The organism is Streptomyces sp. NPDC035033, assembly GCF_040636735.1.
Lineage (GTDB): Bacteria > Actinomycetota > Actinomycetes > Streptomycetales > Streptomycetaceae > Streptomyces.
The window spans coordinates 1-19,806 of the sequence record NZ_JBEZUZ010000099.1 but is presented as its reverse complement, the minus strand read 5'-3'; the positions used below and the strand labels follow the sequence as shown (position 1 = coordinate 19,806).

General features: G+C 74.4%; 18 protein-coding genes. 8 read left to right on the top strand and 10 right to left on the bottom strand.

Annotation, left to right across the window (positions count from 1 at the left end; genetic code table 11):
- Window positions 1-142: 142 nt before the first annotated feature.
- From AB0E83_RS29810 to AB0E83_RS29790, 5 genes are all read right to left on the bottom strand, one after another.
- The gene (locus tag AB0E83_RS29810; RefSeq protein ID WP_362118605.1) at window positions 143-1,309 is read right to left on the bottom strand and encodes an LLM class flavin-dependent oxidoreductase; all 1,167 of its coding nucleotides are present in this window, start codon (window positions 1,307-1,309) and stop codon (window positions 143-145) included.
- Window positions 1,310-1,312: 3 nt separating this feature from the next.
- A complete protein-coding gene (locus tag AB0E83_RS29805) occupies window positions 1,313-2,347 on the bottom strand; it encodes an ABC transporter substrate-binding protein (protein WP_362118602.1) in 1,035 nt (344 codons plus the stop codon).
- Window positions 2,344-3,162, bottom strand: coding sequence for an ABC transporter ATP-binding protein (locus AB0E83_RS29800; RefSeq protein WP_362118599.1), 819 nt, complete (start codon window positions 3,160-3,162; stop codon window positions 2,344-2,346). The genes AB0E83_RS29805 and AB0E83_RS29800 overlap by 4 nt, the downstream gene beginning before the upstream one ends.
- Entirely contained in the window at window positions 3,135-4,016 is an 882-nt protein-coding gene (locus AB0E83_RS29795; protein ID WP_362118597.1) for an ABC transporter permease subunit, read from the bottom strand. Before AB0E83_RS29795 ends, AB0E83_RS29800 begins: the two co-directional genes overlap by 28 nt.
- Window positions 4,017-4,160: 144 nt before the next feature.
- Entirely contained in the window at window positions 4,161-4,244 is an 84-nt protein-coding gene (locus AB0E83_RS29790; RefSeq protein WP_362118620.1) for a putative leader peptide, read from the bottom strand.
- Between the two features lie 91 nt (window positions 4,245-4,335).
- Here AB0E83_RS29790 and AB0E83_RS29785 point away from each other — a divergent pair, with 91 nt between their 5' ends.
- The 3 genes from AB0E83_RS29785 (at window position 4,336) to AB0E83_RS29775 (ending at window position 9,364) form a co-directional block, all read left to right on the top strand.
- Window positions 4,336-4,758 (top strand): secondary thiamine-phosphate synthase enzyme YjbQ, encoded by a 423-nt coding sequence (locus AB0E83_RS29785; protein ID WP_362118594.1) that lies wholly within the window; start codon window positions 4,336-4,338, stop codon window positions 4,756-4,758.
- 802 nt (window positions 4,759-5,560) lie between these two features.
- Window positions 5,561-5,905: a trypco2 family protein gene (locus AB0E83_RS29780; protein WP_362118591.1), complete on the top strand. Its 345-nt coding sequence runs from the start codon at window positions 5,561-5,563 to the stop codon at window positions 5,903-5,905.
- 15 nt (window positions 5,906-5,920) lie between these two features.
- The gene (locus tag AB0E83_RS29775) at window positions 5,921-9,364 is read left to right on the top strand and encodes a hypothetical protein (protein WP_362118588.1); all 3,444 of its coding nucleotides are present in this window, start codon (window positions 5,921-5,923) and stop codon (window positions 9,362-9,364) included.
- A 197-nt stretch (window positions 9,365-9,561) separates the two neighbouring features.
- Here AB0E83_RS29775 and AB0E83_RS29770 read toward each other — a convergent pair whose 3' ends face one another.
- Complete coding sequence (locus AB0E83_RS29770) at window positions 9,562-10,470, bottom strand: LysR family transcriptional regulator (RefSeq protein WP_362118585.1); 909 nt, start codon at window positions 10,468-10,470, stop codon at window positions 9,562-9,564.
- A 70-nt stretch (window positions 10,471-10,540) separates the two neighbouring features.
- Here AB0E83_RS29770 and AB0E83_RS29765 point away from each other — a divergent pair, with 70 nt between their 5' ends.
- Together AB0E83_RS29765 and AB0E83_RS29760 are read left to right on the top strand one after the other, a co-directional pair.
- Window positions 10,541-11,479, top strand: a complete 939-nt coding sequence (locus tag AB0E83_RS29765) for an NAD-dependent epimerase/dehydratase family protein (protein WP_362118582.1) — start codon at window positions 10,541-10,543, stop codon at window positions 11,477-11,479.
- A gap of 13 nt (window positions 11,480-11,492) precedes the next feature.
- Window positions 11,493-12,377, top strand: coding sequence for an aldo/keto reductase (locus tag AB0E83_RS29760; protein WP_362118579.1), 885 nt, complete (start codon window positions 11,493-11,495; stop codon window positions 12,375-12,377).
- 104 nt (window positions 12,378-12,481) lie between these two features.
- Here AB0E83_RS29760 and AB0E83_RS29755 read toward each other — a convergent pair whose 3' ends face one another.
- From AB0E83_RS29755 to AB0E83_RS29740, 4 genes are all read right to left on the bottom strand, one after another.
- The gene (locus AB0E83_RS29755) at window positions 12,482-13,435 is read right to left on the bottom strand and encodes a sigma-70 family RNA polymerase sigma factor (protein WP_362118576.1); all 954 of its coding nucleotides are present in this window, start codon (window positions 13,433-13,435) and stop codon (window positions 12,482-12,484) included.
- 119 nt (window positions 13,436-13,554) lie between these two features.
- Window positions 13,555-14,787 carry an FAD-dependent oxidoreductase gene (locus tag AB0E83_RS29750; RefSeq protein WP_362118573.1) on the bottom strand — a complete coding sequence of 411 codons (1,233 nt, stop codon included), beginning with the start codon at window positions 14,785-14,787 and terminating at the stop codon, window positions 13,555-13,557.
- Window positions 14,788-14,945: 158 nt separating this feature from the next.
- Window positions 14,946-15,857 carry a potassium channel family protein gene (locus AB0E83_RS29745; RefSeq protein ID WP_362118570.1) on the bottom strand — a complete coding sequence of 304 codons (912 nt, stop codon included), beginning with the start codon at window positions 15,855-15,857 and terminating at the stop codon, window positions 14,946-14,948.
- A 15-nt stretch (window positions 15,858-15,872) separates the two neighbouring features.
- The gene (locus AB0E83_RS29740; protein WP_362118567.1) at window positions 15,873-16,010 is read right to left on the bottom strand and encodes a hypothetical protein; all 138 of its coding nucleotides are present in this window, start codon (window positions 16,008-16,010) and stop codon (window positions 15,873-15,875) included.
- A 382-nt stretch (window positions 16,011-16,392) separates the two neighbouring features.
- Between AB0E83_RS29740 and AB0E83_RS29735 the strand changes: the two genes are divergently transcribed.
- The 3 genes from AB0E83_RS29735 to AB0E83_RS29725 form a co-directional block, all read left to right on the top strand.
- Window positions 16,393-16,941: a PadR family transcriptional regulator gene (locus tag AB0E83_RS29735; RefSeq protein ID WP_362118564.1), complete on the top strand. Its 549-nt coding sequence runs from the start codon at window positions 16,393-16,395 to the stop codon at window positions 16,939-16,941.
- A 61-nt stretch (window positions 16,942-17,002) separates the two neighbouring features.
- Entirely contained in the window at window positions 17,003-18,724 is a 1,722-nt protein-coding gene (locus tag AB0E83_RS29730; RefSeq protein ID WP_362118561.1) for an acyl-CoA dehydrogenase family protein, read from the top strand.
- A gap of 68 nt (window positions 18,725-18,792) precedes the next feature.
- On the top strand, window positions 18,793-19,806 hold a 1,014-nt coding region (locus AB0E83_RS29725), incomplete at its 3' end, for a serine/threonine-protein kinase (RefSeq protein WP_362118558.1).

Genomic DNA, 19,806 nt, shown 5'->3' with positions numbered 1-19,806 from the left:
GACCACAGAATCGTTCACGTTTCTACCAACCGGGACCGGGGCCGGGATCTTCCCGACCCCGGCCCGCCCCCGCCCCCGACCAGGCCCCGGCCCCGACCCGGCCCCCGCCCCGACCTCGGACCCCGGCCCTGCCCGTCAGCGGCTAGCGCCCGCCGGCGATCCCCGCCAGGAGCGGCGACGCCGGCACCGTCGCCAGCAGACCGCGCTCCGCGAGCAGCGGCGTGACGCCCTCGCCGAACCAGTACGCCTCCTCCAGGTGCGGGTAGCCGGAGAGCACGAAGTGCTCCACGCCCAGCTCGTGGTACTCCTCGATCCGGTCGGCGACGTCCGCGTGGCTGCCGACCAGCGCCGTACCGGCCCCGCCCCGCACCAGACCCACCCCGGCCCACAGGTTCGGCGCGATCTCCAGCTCGTCCCGGCCCAGCGCCCCGCCCCGGTGCAGGGCGAGCATCCGCTGCTGGCCCACGGACTCGCTGCGCCCGAGCACCGCCTGAGCCGCCGCGACCGTCCCCTCGTCGAGGTCGGCGATCAGCCGGTCCGCCGTCGCCCACGCCTCGCGGGCGGTGTCGCGCGCGATGGTGTGCAGCCGGATGCCGAAGCGGACGGTCCGGCCGCGCTCCTCGGCGAGCCGCCGGATCCAGTCGATCTTCTCCTTCACCTGCCACGGCGGCTCGCCCCAGGTGAGGTAGACGTCCGCGTGCTCGGCGGCGACCGGACCGGCCGCCGGGGACGAGCCGCCGAAGAAGAGCTCCGGCAGCGGGTCCGGCGGCAGCGCGGTGAGCCCGCCCTCCACCTGGTAGTGCTCGCCCCGGAAGTCGTACGGGCGTCCGCTCCACACGCCCCGCACGACCGACAGGAACTCGGCGGTCCGCGCGTACCGCCGGTCGTGGTCGAGGTGGTCGCCGAACCGCCGCTGCTCGACGGAGTCGCCGCCGGTCACCACGTTCAGCAGCAGCCGGCCGCGGGTGATCCGCTGGTAGGTCGCGGCCATCTGGGCGGCGAGCACGGGGGAGAGCACGCCCGGCCGGAACGCCACCAGGAACTTGAGCCGTTCGGTGTGCTGCGCGAGCGCGACCGTCGTCAGCCAGGCGTCCTCGCACCACGTGCCGGTCGGCGTCAGCACGGCCTCGAAGCCGAGCCGTTCGGCCGCCTTGGCGATCTGTGCCAGGTACTCGATGTCGGGGGCCCGGACCCCGGCGAGCGCCCCCGAGCGGTTCCGGGCGATCCCGCCGTCGGTGTAGGCGTGCCGGTCGACGAGGGTGCGCCCGTCGCCGCCGGTGGGGAGGAACCAGTGCAGGTGGACCGTCATGGGTCAGTCGTCCTTTCCGTAGGAGCGCGCCGGGGTGGTCGACGGCGGCAGGTCCTTGTCGAAGCGGCGGTCGACGAAGTCGGCGAACCGGAAGCGGCGCGGGATCAGGCCCAGTTCGGCGAAGGTGTCGGCGATCTCCTGCTCGGAGGCGATCGCCGCGTCGTCGAGGGCGACCGGGATGCGGGTGCCGCTGCTGCGCTTCACGGCGGCGAGCGCCACCTCGTACGGCAGCCCCGTCTCCTTCGCCCAGACCTTCGCCCACGCCTCCGGGTGCGCGAACACCCAGTCCTGGGCGCGCCGCAGCCGCTCGACGAAGTCGCCGACGGCCTTCTCCTTGCGCGCGTCGGCGAGGGCGGCGGGCGCGGCGACCTGGAAGCCGAGCCCGTTGACGACCCCGCGCCCGTCGGTGAGGACCCGGCCGGAGCCGCTGCCGAGGACCTGCGAGGTGTACGGGTCCCAGACCGCCCACGCGTCGACCTTCCCGCTGGTGAAGGCGGCGAGCGCGTCGGCCGGCTGGAGCAGCGTGACCCGGACGTCCCGCAGCGTCAGCCCGGCCTTCTCCAGCGAGCCGATCAGCTGGAAGTGGGCCGAACTGCCCTGCGCCACCGCGATCTTCTTCCCCTTCAGGTCGCGCGGGGTGCGGAGCGGCGAGTCCTTCGGCACGAGGATCGCCTCGCCCGCCGAATCGCCGTGGGTGGCGGCGATCACGGTGATCTCCGAACCGGCTCCGGCGGCGAAGACCGGAGGGGTATTGCCGACGCCGCCGATGTCGACGGCGCCGGCGTTGATCGCTTCGAGGAGCGGTGGCCCGGAGGTGAAGGTGGACCACTTCACCCGGTACGGCAGGTCGTCGAGCTCCCCGGCGGCGCGCAGCACGGCCTCGGCGCCGCCCTTCTGGTCCCCGACGTTCAGCACGAGATCGCCCTTGCCGTCGGTGTTCCCCCCGGCGTCGGCGCCGGAGGCGGGGGTGCAGGCGGTGGCGGCGAGCAGCGCGAGCGGCAGGAGCAGCGCGGCGACGGACGGACGGAGCGACTTCACGGGTTCTCCCGGGGGTGGGCGGCGGACACGGGGGAGGGCACGGGCGCGGCGGCCGGGCCGGAGTCGGGTGCGGCGGCCGCCCCGGCGAGGGGCTCGGCGGCCGATTCGCCGTCCCCGACGCCGAGTTCGGCGAGGAGCCGGCCGCGGAGGGCGGCGAAGGCCGGGTCGGCGGGGGAGCGGGGACGGTCGAGGGCGACCGGCGTGTCGTACGCGATGATCCCGTCGCGCATCACCAGCGCCCGGTCCGCGAGCAGCAGCGCCTCGTCCACGTCGTGGGTGACCAGGAGCACGGTGCAGCCGCGCCGCCGCCAGAGCTCGGCGACCAGCCGCTGCGCCTTGATCCGGGTCAGCGCGTCGAGCGCGCCGAACGGCTCGTCGAGCAGCAGCAGGTCCGGATCGCGTACCAACGCCCGTGCCAGCGAGGCCCGTTGGGCCTCCCCGCCGGAGAGGGTCTTGGGCCAGACGTCCGCCCGGTGCCCGAGCCCGACCTCCTCCAGGGCCCGGTCGGCGACGTCCCGGTCCGGGCGGCCGGGCAGCCCGAGGAGCACATTGCGCCAGACCCGCTTCCACGGCATCAGCCGGGGGGCCTGGAAGGCGACCGCGCGGCGGCGCGGCACGAGCACGGTGCCGGAGATCTCCCGGTCGAGTCCGGCGAGCACCCGCAGCAGGGTGGACTTGCCGCAGCCGCTGTGTCCGAGCAGCGCGGTGAACTGCCCCGGCTCCAGGGCGAGATCGAGGCCGTCGACGACCGGTCGGCCGTCGAAGGAACGGGTCAGGCCCCGGACGGTCACCGTCCGGTGAAGGTCGGTCGCCATTGCAGCAGCAGCCTTTCGAGAGTGCGGACGACGGCGTCGGCCAGCAGGCCGAGGAAGGCGTAGACGACGAGGCAGACGACGATCACGTCGGTGCGGAAGAACTCGCGGGCCTGGTTCATCAGGAAGCCGATCCCGGCGTCGGCGTTGATGGACTCGCCGAAGACGAGGGCCAGCCAGGCGGTGGCGAGCGCGTACCGCAGCCCCGTCATGGCCCCGGGGAGCGCGCCGGGCAGCACCACGTGCCGCACCAGACCCCACCGCCCGAGCCCCAACGACTGCCCCGCTTCGACGAGTTGGGCGTCGACCCCGCGGATCCCGGCGTACACGTTCAGATAGAGGTGGAAGGCCGTCCCGAGCGCGATCAGCGCCACCTTCGGCGCCTCGCCGATGCCCAGCCAGATGATCAGCAGCGGGATCAGCCCGACCCACGGAACGGTCCGCAGCATCTGCACGGTGGCGTCGACCAGGTCCTCGCCCAGCCGGGAGAGCCCGGACAGCAGCGCCAGCGCGGTGCCGACCGTCCCGCCGATCAGCAGCCCCGCCGCCACCCGCCGCAGCGACACCCCCATGGCGGTCGGCAGGGTCCCGTCCGCCACCAGGCCGGCGGCGGACCGCGCGATCGTCCCGGGCGAGGCGAGCACCTCGGGTGCGAGCACCCCCGTCGCGCTGGACACCTGCCACACCAGCAGGAGCAGAACGGGCCCGACGCCCCGCCGCAGCCAGCGCGGCACGACGACCGCCCGACGCCCGGCCCGCCGGACCGGAACCAGCGATTCGAGCTCGGAACCAGGAGAAGCAGGGGATATGAGCGATATATCCGTCTTGAGGGAGGGTGGCGCGTGGCCGACCGTCATGACAGCACTCCGAGAGGGGAGAGGAAGGAGGAGAGACGGGCGCGTCGACGCCGCCCGACGCGGAGAGGACACACGCGTACGGCGAGGACGCGGACCGTCAGGAAGAACCACCCGGACAGCGGGCCGGGCGAAGGGAAGAGGGCGTCAGCAGCCGGTGGAACAGGCGGCGGAGGCCACCCGCAGCAGGTCGATGTGACCGCGCGTGGTGAGCAGGGCTGAACGCGACATGGCGCGAACCTAGCGACCGGCCGCCGACACGGTCAACGGCGTCTCGGAGCGTGGACGCGCGATCCTGCGCCTCGGACGGCAGGATGACCTCATGTCACCTTCCTTCACCACCCGCGTCCTCGACCTCACCACCGGCTCCCGCGAGACGGTCACCGACCTGACCCGCGCCTGCGAGGACTTCCTGACGGAGGCGGCCGGGGGCCGCGACGGCCTCCTCAACCTCTTCGTCCCCCACGCCACCGCCGGCCTCGCCGTCCTGGAGACCGGCTCCGGCAGCGACAGCGACCTCCTGGCCACCCTCCACCACCTCCTGCCCGCCGACGACCGCTGGCAGCACCGACACGGCAGCCCCGGCCACGGCCGCGACCACGTCCTCCCCGCCTTCCTCCCGCCCCACGCCACCCTCCCGGTCCTCGCCGGCCGCCTCGCCCTGGGCACCTGGCAGTCGGTCTGCCTGGTCGACACCAACAAGGACAACCCGCGGCGGCAGGTGCGGCTGAGCTTCCTGGGCTGATCGGGAGCCGATCAGGATCGTCCCGGGTGTGGCCGCCGACTCTCCTCGCGCTCCGGTGGAACGGGAGAGGGACGCGCTGTACCACCGCGGACGGGAACGAGCGGCCGTACGACGGCCGCGGAAAGCGCCTGCTCGGAGTAGGCCGGCCGTCGCGGGTCAAGGCCGCCACGACCTCGCCCGAGCGGCGGCGGGAGGACGTGCTGACGGCTGCCGCAGCCGTAGCCGGGCACACCGTCGACTGGGCGGACGCCGGGGAGGCGTCCGGTGCCACCGACCCCCGACGACCCGTCCGAAGCCCGGCCCGTGGCCCCGCGACGGGCCGGGGCGAGTGCGACGGGCTCGTGGCCGCGGCCGGCGCGACCGCGATGCGCCCGAGAAGATACGCGCCGCGGGCCGCCCGAAGGGCAAGCCGTCGTACGGCTTTCCGTACGTCCGCACCGTGCCGAACGGCCGGGTCGGCCGCGTCGAGCTCCCCCCGCATGCGGCCGAGGTCCTGCGGCCTGTTGTCCGCCGCATCCTCGCCGACACCGGGAACGTTGTCGGTGAGCAGTGAGGCCGCTCGTCTCGACGAGCACTTCGCGCACGGCCGCGTCTCCGCCGGCCGGAAGCCCGGCCGGCCGACGGCGGGACGGCGACCTGCTGAAGGACAGGCGCTGGCCCGTGTCCCGTGGTGTGGTGGCGGGGTCCATGCGGAATCGGCCCCGTCACCCATGGATTCCGGACATCGGGCACGGTCCGTGACCCATGGGGAGAGGGCGTCCGACATGCTTCCGCTGAGACGGCGGTGAGAGGTGGTGTGCGAGTGGACGAGTTGGAACTCCACCGGGCGGTGGGCTTGATCCGGGACGAGCTGGTCCGGGCGGCGGCCGAAGGCGCTGGAGAGCAACTCCGCTTCGAGGTCGGGCCCATCGGCATGGAGTTCGCGGTCGAACTGCGCAAGGACGTGGCGGCCAAGGGCGGTTTCCGGGCCTGGGTGGTATCGGCTGACGTCAACGCCGGGCTGTCGCGAGCCACCACTCACCGCATCAATCTGACCCTCACGCCCGTGTACGGCGACGGGCGGCCGGTCCAGGTCTCGGAGGAGGTGTCCGGCGGCACCGACGCCGTCGAGCGCGGCAGCCTGTTCCGGTCGCCCGTGTCCGACTGACCCGGTCTCTGCCCGATGGACAGACGACGGGTGGTGGCCGTCCGGGCCACGTGCGACGGCAGGCCCACCCGGATCAGCTCCGGCTACGTGATCGCGCCCCGTCTGATCCTCACCGCGGCCCACGCCGTGCCGCCCGATGCCCGGCCCGAGGCCCAGCCCCTCCAGGCACCCGGACTGCTCCCGTGCACGAGCGTCTGGGACGGACGGGAGCGAGGGCTGGACGCGATGCTCCTGGAGGTGCCGGCCCGGTACTGGCCCAGCCGGCTGAGCGACTCGCCCGTGCGGTACGGACGTCTCGTCACCTCCCTGCCGCAGACCGCGGCCACCGCGATCGGCTTCGCGGCGGCCGGGCGGACCGCCGACGCGATCGAGACGACCCAGGTGAGCGGTGTCGTCCAACCCGGGGACGGGATGATCGGCGACCGGTGGCGACTCAGCGCGCTCGGTCCGGTCCCCGACGGGCCGGGGGCCTCGGGGTGGCAGGGAATGTCGGGGGCCGCCTTGTGGGCCCACGGGGTGCTCTGTGGCGTCATCACGGAGGACGCCGCGAACTGGGCCCACGGCAAACTCGACGCGGTCCCGGCACACCGGCTGCTGGAGGACCCGGAGTTCCAGGAGGTACTTCGGGAACGGACCGGACAGACAGCGGTCGTGGAGCCGGTCGAACTGCTGCACCTCAGCGAGTCCCCGGCCCCGCACCGGCTGCCGCGCTCCCCGGCCGAACTGCTGCGGCCGCAGGTGGAGGCGGTCCCCTTCATCGGCCGAACCGCACTCCTCGACGAGCTCCGGGAGTGGTGCGGGGGCGACGGCGTCTCGGTACGGCTCGTCGTGGGACCCGGAGGCCAGGGCAAGACACGGCTCGCACGAGAGTTCGCACGACGGCTCGCGGCCGAGGGGTGGGCGGCCTGCCAGTTCCGGGAGAACGCCCCGGTGAACGCCGGAGACGGACGCGGACTGACAGCCCTCGCCGCGGTCGATCGGCCGCTGCTGATCGTCATGGACTACGCCGACACCCGCCCCTCGCTGATCACAGACGTGCTCCGGGTCCTGGAGGAGCGCCCGGTGGACGCTCCGGTCCGCCTCCTGCTCATTGCCCGCAGCAGTGGGGAGTGGTGGCAGCAACTGCCCGGGGACGGCCCCCGCAGCTCCGCGATTCTCGGCGGAGCCCGCGTGGTCCGGCTGCGGGACGCGGCGGAGGGCGCTACCGAACGACAGCAGTTCTACCGCGCGGCGGTGACCTCGTTGGCGGTGCGGCTCGCTCGGCTTCCCGGTCACACGGAGGCCGACTGGGAGGCCGCCGGGCGCTCGCTCACTCCCGGCCCGGAGCATTTCGCGGGCACCTCTTCGGGGTCGGCACTCGTCCTTCAGATGCGGGCACTGACGGACCTGCTGAACGCCGGCACCGGGCGGGGCCCCCGCATTTCCGGCACCTCCGACTCGGTGATCGACGTCGAGAGCCTGCTGCTCGACCACGAGGAGGGCTACTGGCGGCGGACCGCCGCACAGTACCCGGCCCTCGCGAACCTCGAAGCCGGTGTGCTCGCCGAGGCAGTGGCGCTCGCGTCGCTCACCCGGGTGCGCAGCGGGGAACGCGCCCTGCGGCTGCTGGCCACCGTCCCCGCGCTCGCAGGGCTCGGCGAGCCGGTCCTGACCGCCCTGACCCGCTGGCTGCGCGACCTCTACCCCGACATCAACGAGTCCTACTGGGGTGCGCTGGGGCCTGACCGCCTGAGTGAGTACCACGTGGCTCGGCGGGTTCACGCCGGCTCCGATCTCCTGACGGCCCTCCTGCCACAACTGGAGGAGTCCGAGGCCGAACACCCGCTCACCGTCCTGGCCCGCGCGGCGGCGCTGCCTGTCCGACTGGACCCCGACCTCGCGGGGAAGATCGACGACCTGGTCCGGACGTTCGCCGAACGACTCGTCGTGCCTGCCGTGACCGTCGCCGTACGGTCCGAGAACCCCGGCGTCATGGTGCGCCCCGTCAGCGCGGTGGTGCAACGGGACGACCTGCCGGCCGAGTTGATGGAGCGCCTCCTCGCCGCCGTGCCCGAGCGCAGCCGCCTGCTGGGTGACGAAGCCATCAGGCTCGCCATGCGGCTGCGTGCGATCCGGCGGAGCCGGGTGCTGTGGCGGGCCGGCGGGCGCATCGGGCCGGTCCGCGAGCGAGCAGGATGGGCGGCCGCCGAACACCAGCTCTCCGTGAGGCTGGGCGCGGCACATCGCTGGGAGGAGTCACTCGCGGCGAGCGGTCGCGCGGTCGGAATCTACCGTGCGCTCGCCCAGAGCTGCCCCGAGGAGTTCCGGAAGGACCTGGTCGACGCACTGAGCTTCCGGTCGACGGCGCTTTCGGAACTGGCCCTCGACCAGGACGCGCTCGCCGTGGCGACCGAGGCCGTCAGGATGGGCGAGCGACTGGTGGAGGAGGGCGGCGAAGACGCGGTCCACCACCGGCTTCGGCTCGCCGTCGCGCTGAGCAACCGGTCTGTCCCGCTCGCCGCGAAGGGTGAACTGGGAGCGGCGCTCAAGTCCTGCGAGCAGGCGGTGGACCTCCTGGCCGGCCTGGCCAGGAACCGGCCCGGTCGCTACGACGAGGTGCTCGGAGGGGTACTCCACAATCTGGCGAACCGATATGCCGCGGTGTTCACCGCCGCCGAGGACGCCGCGAGGGCCAGCGGCCTCGCCGTCCAGGTCAGGCGTCGGCTGGCGCTGGCCGAGCCCGACGCCCATCTGCGCGATCTGCTCGACTCGCTGCACAACTACGCGACCGATCTGACCGGTGCCGGCGAGCCCGTTCGTGCGCTCGAGGTCCTGGAAGAATGCGTCGCGCTCTCCCTCGAACTGGCCGAGGAGCGCCACTCGGTACAACTGGCGCAGCTGGCCAGGGCCCTGCTGGCACAGGCGTCCGTACTCGACGAACTGGAGAGGTATTCCGAGGCGCTGCTGTGCAGTGCGCGGGCGGTCTTCTTCTATCGTGCGCTGGCCGACCGGCTGCCCGACAGATACGAGCCACTGCTGATGAAGGCCCTCGGCGTCAACGCGGTGATGGGGCTGATGGCCGGAACCAGTGCCGCTCGTTACGACTCCCTCATCGACGAACGCGACCGGCTGCGTCGGCGCATCAACGAGAGGGAGCGCGAACGCGAGATGCACCGCACCCGCTGGCAGCGGCGGTGGGAACGGACCGTTCTGGTTCTCTCGCGGGGCGGACACCTGGTGGCATCGCTTCCACGGGTCCGCGTGGCCGTTGACGTGCGCGGGCCCGAGCCCCGGGACCGGCCCATGGCACGCCTCCGGCTGCGCTGGTACCTCACGGGGCCGAATCCGGCTGCACTGCCCCGGCCCGACCGGCCGAAGCCCGTGCTGCCCCAGGAGCAGCTCGACGACGCCGGGGACCTCCCGCGGGAAGACCCGGTTACGGAGGGGACCGGGGCAGCGGCAGCCGAGGAGCCGTCGTAGCTTCGCGGTGGGCACCGTGTTGGCGCGTCTCCAGAGGTGAGGGGAGCGGGCGGCACGTCGGTCGGATCACCTGATGCTGGGGCGCACCTCCTGACGCCGGCCGCCGCGCATCCCGACGACAGGGCTCTCTCCTTCGACGTCCTGATCGAGGTTCCCGTCGCCTCGATCATGGCGGGCCCGGTGCTGGACCGCGGGGATCACCGCGCGTGGTGCCGTGCCGCCTCCTCGCGCAGGGCGTGGACGAGCGTCGTGACGTGGGGCCGGTCGCGGTCGCCGATCGTGGCGACGCCGATGTGCCGGGCCGGGGCCGGCGACGTGAGGGGGACGGTGCGCAGGCCGGGGATCTCGGGGGCGAGCGCGATGGAGGGGATCAGCGAGATCCCCATGCCCGCGGCGACGAGGGAGCGGGCGAAGAAGTAGTCGGTGGTGGTCCCGCGGATCTCCGGGTCGAAGCCGGCGCCCTCGGCGAAGCGGCGCAGGTACGCCTCGGTCTTCAGGCAGCCCAGCACCCAGGGTTCGGCCGCCAGGTCGGCGAGGTCCAGCGCGTCGCGGTCGGCGAGCCGGTGCCCCCGCGGCAGGACGACGCGCAGCGGGTCCTCCAGGAGCGGCGTCCACTCCAGGCGGGAGCCGGCGCCCGGTCCGCCGGGGAGCGGACCGTCGAAGCGGTAGGCGAGGGCGAGGTCCACGGCGCCCCGGCGGACGAGCGGGAGGGTGTCCTCGGGTTCGCCCTCCCTGACGTGGAGGACGGTGCCGGGGTGGTCCGCCGCGAGCCGGTGGAGGGCGGCGGGCAGCAGGAGCCTGCCGCCGCTGGTGAAAGCGGCGACGGTGAGACGGGGGCGGCCGGTGTCGAGCTCGGCCACCCGCTGCCGCGCGTGCGCGAGTTCCGCGGCGACGGACTCGGCGGCGCCGACCATGATCCGGCCGGCCCGGGTGAGGGTGACGCCCCGGGTGCTGCGCGCGACGACCTGGACGCCGAGGCCGCGTTCCAGGGCGGCCACCTGCTGGGAGACGGCCGAGGGGGTGAGACGGAGGGCCGCGGCCGCCCGGTTGAAACTGCCGTGCTCCGCCACCGCCCGCAGGACGCGGAGCCGCTGCACATCGATCAACAGTTTTCCTTAACGCCTGTTCAGCAAGTGGGAAGTTCCCCTGATGACGATAGGTCTCCAGGATGGCGGCATGCAAAGCGTCTGCGTCATCGGCGGAAGCCGGTACTTCGGAAAGCTCCTGGTGGAGCGCCTCCTGACCGCGGGACACCGGGTCACGGTGATCAACCGCGGGTCCGTCCCGCCGCCCGCCGGCGTCGACCACCTGGTCGTCGACCGGAACGACGAAGCGGCCCTGACGGCCGCGCTCGGCACCCGCGCCTTCGACGTCGTGGTGGACCAGGTCTGCTACACCCCCGTCCAGGCCGCCGTCTCCGCCCGCGCCTTCGCCGGACGCACCCGGCGCTACGTCATGACCTCCACGATCGAGGTCTACGACCCCGCGACCGCGGCCCTGCCGTCCGTGCCCCCGGGGACGCCCGTGCCGGAGGAGAGCGTGGACCCGGCCGTCTGGCCGGTCTCCCCGGACCTGCCCTGGCACGACGACGCCTACCTGGAGGCGCACTACGCCGAGGGCAAGCGGCAGGCCGAGGCCGTCTTCGCCCGCGCCGGCGGCTTCGCCTTCGCCGCGGTGCGCAGCGCCCATGTGCTCGGCGGCGGCGCGCGGGAGTTCACCGGCAGGCTGGCGCACTACACCGGGCGCGTCACCCGGGGCGAGGCGATCGCCGTGCACGCGGAGGCGCTGCCCACGGTCTTCATCCAGCACGAGGAGCTGGCGGACCTGCTGGTGTGGGCGGCCGCGGCCGATTTCACCGGCCCGGTCAACGCCTGCTCCGACGGCCCGCTCGACGCGCACGACCTCGCCGCGGCCGTCGCCGCGCAGGCCGGCCGGGAGGCCGTCCGCCGCACCGTCCCGGTGGGCGAGGAGGCCTCGCCGTTCTCCTTCGACCGCCACTACGCCATGAGCAACGCCCGCGCGAAGGCGCTGGGCTTCTCCTTCTCCCGCACCGCCGACTGGCTGCCCGGCGCCGTCGCCGAAGCCCTCGCCCTGCCCGGCGCCCCCACCGACTGAGGAACGAGACACCATGCGGTACCGCACCCTCGCCCACACCACCGTCAGCGCCGTCGGCCTCGGCGCCATGCCGCTGTCCATCGAGCACCGCCCGGACGAGAGGCGGGCCGTCGCCACCCTCCACGCCGCCCTCGACGCCGGTGTCACCCTCGTCGACACCGCCGACAGCTACCACTGGCACGCCGACGAGGTGGGCCACAACGAGCTGCTGATCGCTCGCGCCCTGGCCCGCTACGGCGGCGACACCTCCCACGTCCTGGTGGCCACCAAGGGCGGCCGCGGCCGCCCCGGCGACGGCAGTTGGACCGTCGACGCCACCCCCGCCCACCTCAAGCGGGCCGCCGAGGCATCCGCCAAGCGCCTGGGCGTCGACGCGATCGGCCTGTACCAGCTGCACAAGCCGGACCCGGCCGTGCCCTGGGAGGAGTCCGTCGGCGCGCTGCGCGAGCTCCTCGACGCCGGCACGATCCGTGCCGCCGGCCTCTCCAACGTCACCGCCGCCCAGATCCGCCAGGCCCATCGGATCCTCGGCGACGGGCTCGTCTCCGTCCAGAACCGGTACTCGCCCGCCGTCCGCGACAGCGAGCCCGAGCTGCGGCTGAGCGAACGGCTGGGGCTGGCCTTCCTCCCCTGGAGCCCGCTCGGCGGCCTGTCCCGCAGCTCCCTCGACGGCCCCTCCGGCCCCACCTCCCTCGGCACGGCCTTCCACCGCGTCGCCGCCGGACGCGGCGTCAGCCCCCAGCAGGTCGCCCTGGCCTGGCTGCTCGCCCGCTCCCCGGTGGTGATCCCGGTGCCGGGAGCCAGCCGCCCGGAGTCCATCACCGACTCCGCCGGGGCCGTGGAACTCACGCTGGACGCCGGGGAGCTGGCGGAACTCGAGGACGTCCTGCCGGGCTGAACCGGGCCGGCCGTCGCGCGGGGCGGCGCCATCGCCGGCACGGGCGGGACCGGGGCGGTGGGGCCTTCAGCGAGCCGCCCCGGGGCGCGGTGCGCGCCGGCGGGTCACCACCGGGCGATGAGCGGGGTGTCCGGGCCCCGCCGCCGCCAGGCCTCGGTGAGGCGGCGGAGCCGGGCGGGGGCGGCGATGCCGAGCACGGTCGCGATCCTGCCGCCCTCGATGTCGAACGTCGTGGCGCCGATGACCCGGTCGTCGAGCACGAAGAGCAGGGCGGGGGCGCCGTTGACGGAGGCGTAATGGAGCGCGGGCGTGCCGCCGATCAGCCGCCGCTTGGCGGGGGTCGGCTTGAGGCCGGCCCGGACGACGGTGGCGATGCGCAGCGGGGTGTCGTACCGCAGCAGTTCCCCGGCCGTGCCGCCGACGCCGTCGGAGAGCGCGACCGCGTCGTCGGTGAGCAGCGCCACCAGCCGTTCGGTACGGCCCGAGGACGCGGCGGCGAGGAACTCCTCGACGATCCTGCGGGCGGACGCCGGGTCGACGTCGCCGCCGCGGCGCGCGGCGGTGACGCGGCGCCGGGCCCGGTGGAGGTGCTGCTGGCTCGCGGACTCGGTGATGTCGAGGATCCCGGCGATCTCGGCGTGGCCGTAGGAGAACGCCTCGCGCAGGACGTAGACGGCCCGTTCGACGGGGGACAGGCGCTCCATGAGCCGCAGCACGGCCAGGGAGACCGATTCGCGCTGCTCGAAGGTGTCGGCCGGGCCGAGCATCGTGTCGCCGTCGAGGAGGGGGTCGGGCAGCCAGGCGCCGGCGGCGCGTTCGCGGCGGGCCCGCGCCGAGCGGAGTCGGTCCAGGCACAGGTGGGTGACGACCTTGGTCAGCCACGCCTCCGGCACGTCGATCCGCTGCCGGTCCGCGGCCTGCCAGTGCAGGAACGCGTCCTGCACCGCGTCCTCGGCGTCGGTGGCGGAGCCCAGCAGCCGGTACGCCAGCGAGGCCAGCCGGCTCCGGTTGGCCTCGAACCGGCCGGTGTCGAAACGGTCGATGGCGGTGCTGTCCATGGGGTCACCCTAAGACGCCGATTCCTGTGGTGAGGGGAAGGTCCCGAGCCGGCGGGCGCGGGGCCGGGCCGCCGCGGACACGACCGGCCGCGCGGTCGCGTCCTCGGCCGCGGCACCGGCTACGCGATCGCCTTCTCGGTGGAGGCGGAGGTGGAGGCGGGGGCGGGGGCGGGGGACGGCGCGACGGTCAGGCGGTGCCTGCGCTTGGGCAGTCCGAAGGTCGGGTGCTCGGTGGCCCACAGCGACATCCGGAGGATGCCCGCCTTGATCCGCGCCGCCTTCCGGCCCCCCAGGTGCTTCGGCTTCGCCCGCCCCTCGCCGTCGACCATCTGCAGGATGCCGTCCCGCCGGCCGAGGCTGATGTGGTTGCCCACGTACTCCAGCTTGACGGTGGCGACCTCCTGGCCGGTCAGCCGTCCCACGACCGCCTCCACGGCCTGCCGGCCGGTGTAGCCGGCCGAGGCGCAGGACATCGGCAGCGGCCGGCCGTTGTCGCCGAGGGCGTAGGCGCTGTCGCCGACGGCGTAGACGTCCGGGTGCGAGACCGACCGCATCGTGCGGTCGACGACGATCCGGCCGTCCTCCGTGACGTCGAGGCCGGCGGTGGCGGCGAGGGGGTCGACCGCGAAGCCGGCCGTCCACACGGTCGCGTCGGACGCCACGGCGGTGCCGTCGGCGCACAGCACCCGGGTCGCCTCGACCGCCTCCACGCGGGTGTGCTCCAGGACGGTGATGCCCAGCCGGTCGCAGGCCCGGCGCAGGTGGTCGCGGGCCCCGGCGGAGAGCGGGGCGCCCAGCGCGCCGCCCGCGATCAGCGTCACCGCCAGGCCGGGGTGGGACTCGGCGATCTCGGTGGCGGTCTCGATGCCGGTCAGGCCGTCCCCGACGACCAGCACGCTCCGGCCCCCGCCCCCGCCCCCGCCGGCCAGGTCGCCCAGGCGCTCGCGCAGGCGCAGCGCGGAGGGGCGGGTCGCGACGTCGAAGGCGTGCTCGGCCACGCCGGGGACGCCGTGGTCGGCGCCGCGGCTGCCGAGCGCGTGGAACAGCGTGTCGTAGCCGAGCTCCGCGCCGCCGTCGGCGTCGGCCACGGTGACGGTCCGGCGCTCGGGGTCGAGGGCGGTGACCCGGCCCAGGCGCAGCCGTACGCCCGTGCCCGCGAAGACGTCGGTGAGCCGCGGGGCCTCGACCTCCTGGCCGGCCGCGAGCTGGTGCAGCCGCAGCCGCTGCACGAAGTCCGGCTCGGCGTTGACCACGGTGATCTCGGTGTCCGCCGGGGACAGCCGGCGGGCCAGGGTTCCGGCGACGTACGCACCGGCGTAGCCGGCGCCGAGGACGACGATGCGGTGCTTCATGTCTCGCTCCTGTCGGTTCGCTTGCTTCCGGTGACTTGAGCGGGGCGGCGCCGCGATTCCTGACAGGGAGAGTGTGTGATGTGGGTCACATGCCGCTGAGGGTTCGCGCGGGACGGCGCGTGGTCCCGTCCCCGGGCGCCTCGCGCACGCCCCCGCCCTCAGGACCGTCCGTGCCCGTCGGGCGGGGGAGGGCCGTCCGGTTCCCAGGGCTGGCCGTGGTCGTGGGCGTAGGCGGCGAAGACCCGGCCGGGGCCTTCGCCCGTGCGCAGGAAGCGCTCGTCGAGGACGGCGGCGAGGTCCTCCAGGGCCCGGTGCAGGACGCCGGCGGAGAGCCTGACGTCGGGGTGTCCGGCCTCCGCGGCCCGTTCGGCGAGGCCCAGCGCGTAGCCGAGCTGCCGGGGCAGGGCCGTGTTCTCGTCGGCGTCGTGGAAGTAGTACGACTCGGCGTACTGCAGGAAGTCGACGGTGACGGTGGCGAGGGCGGAGGCGAGCCCGTCGAGGACCGCCGCCCCGCCGGCGGAGTCGAGGGAACGGGTGGTGGTCCGGCTGCGGTGCAGGTGGGAGAGGCGCAGGGCGAGGGTTCTGCGGCGGGCGAGGGCGGGATAGACGCCGAGGATCCACGCGACGGTGGCGGACAGCAGGACGAAGCCCACGAGGGCCTCCATCGGCGCCAGCACGCGCAGCCATCCCGAGGTGGGCGCGATGTCGCCGAGGCCGAGCGTGGCCAGGGTGACCAGGGAGAGGTACAGGGCGTCCACCGGGCCGGCGTGGTGGGAGGGGGTGAGCCCCGCGGAGTACGAGAAGTCGTCCGGCATGTGGGGCCAGTAGACGAGCCCCCAGCCCACGGCCACCGTCAGGGCCCACACCGCGACGACCGCGACCATGCCCAGGGGGCCGGCGAGCCCGGCTGGCCGCCACCGCGTGCCGCGGTGGGCCGAGAGGCGCCACACGGCCCGCATGACCAGCCGGCTGAGGCCCCCGTGGCGGGTCGGGTGCCACAGCGTGTGGAAGACGTCCCGGAGGATGCCGAGCACCAGGAGAGCGCCCAGCGGCGTCACGATCCAGCCCATCGCGGCTCCCTTCCGCTACGGCGCCGACGCGGCCCGGGCGGCGATCCGGTGCCGGACGGACAGGCTGGACGCGGCCGGGGCCCGCGCGTCCTCCCGCGGGCACGGGAGCGCCGTGGTGACCTCGTGCGGGTCGGTGGCCGTCGCCTCGGACATGCTTCGAGCATGCGCGGCCGGCCGGCGCCCCGCACGGGGACGGACCACCGGGGCCGCGCCCCGGCGGACGGCGGCGAGGGCCGCTCACCCGTCCGGGGCGGCGAGGCGCTCCCGGGCCCCGGGAGGCGGTGGGGGCCGCCGCGGCGCCGAGGGCGAGACGCCGGGAGGAGAGGCGTCCAGGGCGGGGCGCCGGCGGCCAGGAGGCCGTTCCCGAGGCGGACCGGGGCGCGGCTCTCCGGGGCCGCGCCGCCGCCGCGCGGCGCGGCCGGCCGAGGGGGCTTCCGCCCGGAGCCCGTGGCGGGAGCGTTCGGCGCTGGTGAGGCGCGTCTCATCGGCGGGCCCCGCCTTGCTATGCAACCAGTTGCATAGCAAGATCGGGGCCATGGCGCTCGAACACGCGATCCTCGTCTCCCTCCTGGAGAAGCCGGGGTCCGGATACGAACTGGCCCGACGGTTCGAGCGGTCCATCGGCTACTTCTGGACCGCCACCCACCAGCAGATCTACCGCGTGCTCAAGCGGATGGAGAACGACGGCTGGGTGGCCGCCCGGGAGGTGCCCCAGCAGGGGCGGCCGGACAAGAAGGAGTACTCCGTCGCGGACCTCGGGCACGCGGCGCTCAGCTCCTGGCTGCACGAGCCGATCGAACCCGAGAGCGTCCGGCACGACCTCGCCGTGAAGATCCGGGGCGCCGCCTTCGACGACCCCGCCGGCCTCGTCCGCGAGGTCGAACGGCACCGGCGGGCGCACACCGACCGGCTCGCCCACTACCTCGCCGGCGAGGAGCGGGACTTCCCGCCGGCGTCCGGCGGCGACGGGCCCCCGGACGCCGAGCGCGAGCTCCAGCACGTCGTGCTGCGCGGCGGCATCGCGTACGAACGCATGATGATCGCCTGGCTCGACGACGTCCTCGCCACCCTCCGCAGGTTCTGAGGCCCGCCCTCCGGAACCCGCCCCACCCTCGTCCACCCCTCAGGCCCCCAAGGCGGTACCCATGGCCGACGCGCTGCTCTTCAACCCCCGCACCTACGACCCCGCGCACTTCGACCCCGAGACCCGCAGGCTGCTGCGCGCCACCGTCGACTGGTTCGAGGAGCGCGGCAAGCGCCGGATCATCGAGGACTACCGGACCCGCGCCTGGCTCGGCGACTTCCTCGCCTTCGCCGCCGAGGAAGGGCTGTTCGCCACCTTCCTCACCCCCGCCGGCGAGGCCGGCGGCAACGGCGACAAGCGCTGGGACACCGCCCGCATCGCCGCCCTCAACGAGATCCTCGGCTTCTACGGCCTCGACTACTGGTACGCCTGGCAGGTCACCATCCTCGGCCTCGGCCCGGTCTGGCAGAGCGACAACGCCGCCGCCCGCGCCCGCGCCGCCGAACTCCTCGACCAGGGCGAGGTGTTCGCCTTCGGCCTCTCCGAGAAGACGCACGGCGCCGACATCTACTCCACCGACATGCTGCTCACCCCGGACGGCGAGGGCGGCTTCCGCGCCAGCGGCTCCAAGTACTACATCGGCAACGGCAACAAGGCGGGGCTCGTCTCCGTCTTCGGCCGCCGCACCGACGTCGAGGGCCCCGACGGCTACGTCTTCTTCGCCGCCGACAGCCGCCACCCGGCCTACCACCTGGTCAAGAACGTCGTCGACTCCTCCAAGTACGTCAGCGAGTTCCGCCTGGAGGACTACCCCGTCGCCGCCGCCGACGTCCTGCACACCGGCCGCGCCGCCTTCGACGCCGCCCTCAACACCGTCAACGTCGGCAAGTTCAACCTCTGCACCGCTTCCATCGGCATCTGCGAGCACGCGATGTACGAGGCCGTCACCCACGCGCAGAACCGGATCCTGTACGGCCGCCCCGTCACCGCCTTCCCGCACGTGCGCCGCGAACTCACCGACGCCTACGTGCGCCTGGCCGGCATGAAGCTCTTCAGCGACCGCGCCGTCGACTACTTCCGCACCGCCGGCCCCGACGACCGCCGCTACCTCCTCTTCAACCCCATGACGAAGATGAAGGTGACCACCGAGGGCGAGAAGGTCATCGACCTCATGTGGGACGTCATCGCCGCCAAGGGCTTCGAGAAGGACAACTACTTCGCCCAGGCCGCCGTCGAGATCCGCGGCCTGCCGAAGCTGGAGGGCACGGTCCACGTCAACCTCGCCCTGATCCTCAAGTTCATGGCCAACCACCTCCTCGCCCCGGCCGACTACGAGCCCGTCCCCACCCGCCTCGACGCCGCCGACGACGCGTTCCTCTTCCGCCAGGGCCCCGCCCGCGGCCTCGGCTCGGTCCGCTTCCACGACTGGCGGCCCGCCTTCGACGCGTACGACCGGCTCCCCAACGTCGCCCGCTTCCGCGAACAGGCCGACGCCCTCTGCGACTTCGTCCGCACCGCCGCCCCCGACGAGGCCCAGAGCCGCGACCTCGACCTGCTCCTCGCCGTCGGCCAGCTCTTCGCGCTCGTCGTCCACGCCCAGCTCGTCCTGGAGCAGGCCGCCCTCACCGGCCTCGACGACGACGTCCTCGACGAGCTCTTCGCCGTCCTCGTCCGGGACTTCTCCGCCCACGCCGTCGAGCTCCACGGCAAGGACTCCGCCACGCGGGCGCAGCAGACCTGGGCGCTCGGCGCGGTCCGCCGCCCGGTCGTCGACGAGGCCCGTACCGCCCGCGTCTGGGCCCGCGTCGAGGCCCTCTCCGGCGCGTACGAGATGAAGCCCTGACCCCGCCGGCCCGGGCGGTCCGCCGCCCGGGCCCCGGCTGTCACCGCGGCCGCCTACGATGATCGCCCATGAGCACGAGTGACGACGACGGCAGACCCCTCGTCGACGGACGGTTCCGGCTGGTCTCCCGGCTCGGCAGCGGTGGCATGGGCACCGTCTGGCGGGCCCGCGACATCGCCCTCGACCGGGACGTCGCCCTCAAGGAGGTCCGCCCGCCCGACCCCGCCGCCGAGGCGGCCGATCCGGGCCTCACCGCCCAGCTGCGCGCCCGGACCCTCCGCGAGGCCCGCGCCCTCGCCCGGCTCTCCCACCCGCACGTCGTCACCGTCCACCACATCGTCGAACCCGCCGACGGCTCGGCCCCGTGGATCGTGATGGAACTCGTCGAGGGGAGCTCCGTCGCCGACCGGCTCGCCGCCGGGCCGATGCCCGTCCCCGAGGCGATCACCCTCGGCCGGCAGGTCCTCGGCGCCCTGCGCGCCGCCCACGCCGCCGGCATCCAGCACCGCGACGTCAAGCCCGCCAACGTCCTGCTGCGCGCCGGGGGCGACGCCGTCCTCACCGACTTCGGCATCGCCGCCTTCGACGGGGCCACCTCCCGGCTCACCGCCTCCGGCGACCTCATCGGCTCCGCCGACTTCATCGCCCCCGAACGCGTCCGCGGCGAGGAGGGCAACCCGGCCTCCGACCTGTGGTCCCTCGGCATGCTCCTGTACGTGGCGACCGAGGGCCACCACCCGCTGCGCCGCGCCACCAGCCTCGCCACCGTCGTCGCCGTCCTCGACGACCCGATCCCGCCGCCGGTCCGCTCCGGCGCCCTCGGCTTCGTCCTCACCCGGCTCCTCGTCCGCGACCCCGCCCTGCGCCCCGACGGCGCCGAGCTCGACCGGCTCCTCGCCGAGGCGGCGGGCGCCCCCGCCGACGCCGTGCCCGCCGGCTTCGGCCCGCCGGTCCCGCCCGCGTACCCGGCGCCCCCGCCCCACCCGTACGCCCCGCCCCGCCGGTCCCACCAGGTCACGGTCCCGCTGGTGGCGGAGGCGTCGGCGGCCACGGCGGTGATCAGCTGCGAACCGCCACCGGTG

Bases quoted from the DNA above. Each gene is read 5' to 3' on its own strand.
- AB0E83_RS29745 (WP_362118570.1), bottom strand. From the start codon at position 15,857: ATGGGCTGGATCGTGACGCCGCTGGGCGCTCTCCTGGTGCTCGGCATC.
- AB0E83_RS29790 (WP_362118620.1), bottom strand. From the start codon at position 4,244: ATGTCGCGTTCAGCCCTGCTCACCACGCGCGGTCACATCGACCTGCTG.
- AB0E83_RS29795 (WP_362118597.1), bottom strand. From the start codon at position 4,016: ATGACGGTCGGCCACGCGCCACCCTCCCTCAAGACGGATATATCGCTC.
- AB0E83_RS29750 (WP_362118573.1), bottom strand. From the start codon at position 14,787: ATGAAGCACCGCATCGTCGTCCTCGGCGCCGGCTACGCCGGTGCGTAC.
- AB0E83_RS29740 (WP_362118567.1), bottom strand. From the start codon at position 16,010: ATGTCCGAGGCGACGGCCACCGACCCGCACGAGGTCACCACGGCGCTC.
- AB0E83_RS29730 (WP_362118561.1), top strand. From the start codon at position 17,003: ATGGCCGACGCGCTGCTCTTCAACCCCCGCACCTACGACCCCGCGCAC.
- AB0E83_RS29760 (WP_362118579.1), top strand. From the start codon at position 11,493: ATGCGGTACCGCACCCTCGCCCACACCACCGTCAGCGCCGTCGGCCTC.
- AB0E83_RS29810 (WP_362118605.1), bottom strand. From the start codon at position 1,309: ATGACGGTCCACCTGCACTGGTTCCTCCCCACCGGCGGCGACGGGCGC.
- AB0E83_RS29765 (WP_362118582.1), top strand. From the start codon at position 10,541: ATGCAAAGCGTCTGCGTCATCGGCGGAAGCCGGTACTTCGGAAAGCTC.
- AB0E83_RS29785 (WP_362118594.1), top strand. From the start codon at position 4,336: ATGTCACCTTCCTTCACCACCCGCGTCCTCGACCTCACCACCGGCTCC.
- AB0E83_RS29800 (WP_362118599.1), bottom strand. From the start codon at position 3,162: ATGGCGACCGACCTTCACCGGACGGTGACCGTCCGGGGCCTGACCCGT.
- AB0E83_RS29775 (WP_362118588.1), top strand. From the start codon at position 5,921: ATGGACAGACGACGGGTGGTGGCCGTCCGGGCCACGTGCGACGGCAGG.
- AB0E83_RS29755 (WP_362118576.1), bottom strand. From the start codon at position 13,435: ATGGACAGCACCGCCATCGACCGTTTCGACACCGGCCGGTTCGAGGCC.
- AB0E83_RS29735 (WP_362118564.1), top strand. From the start codon at position 16,393: ATGGCGCTCGAACACGCGATCCTCGTCTCCCTCCTGGAGAAGCCGGGG.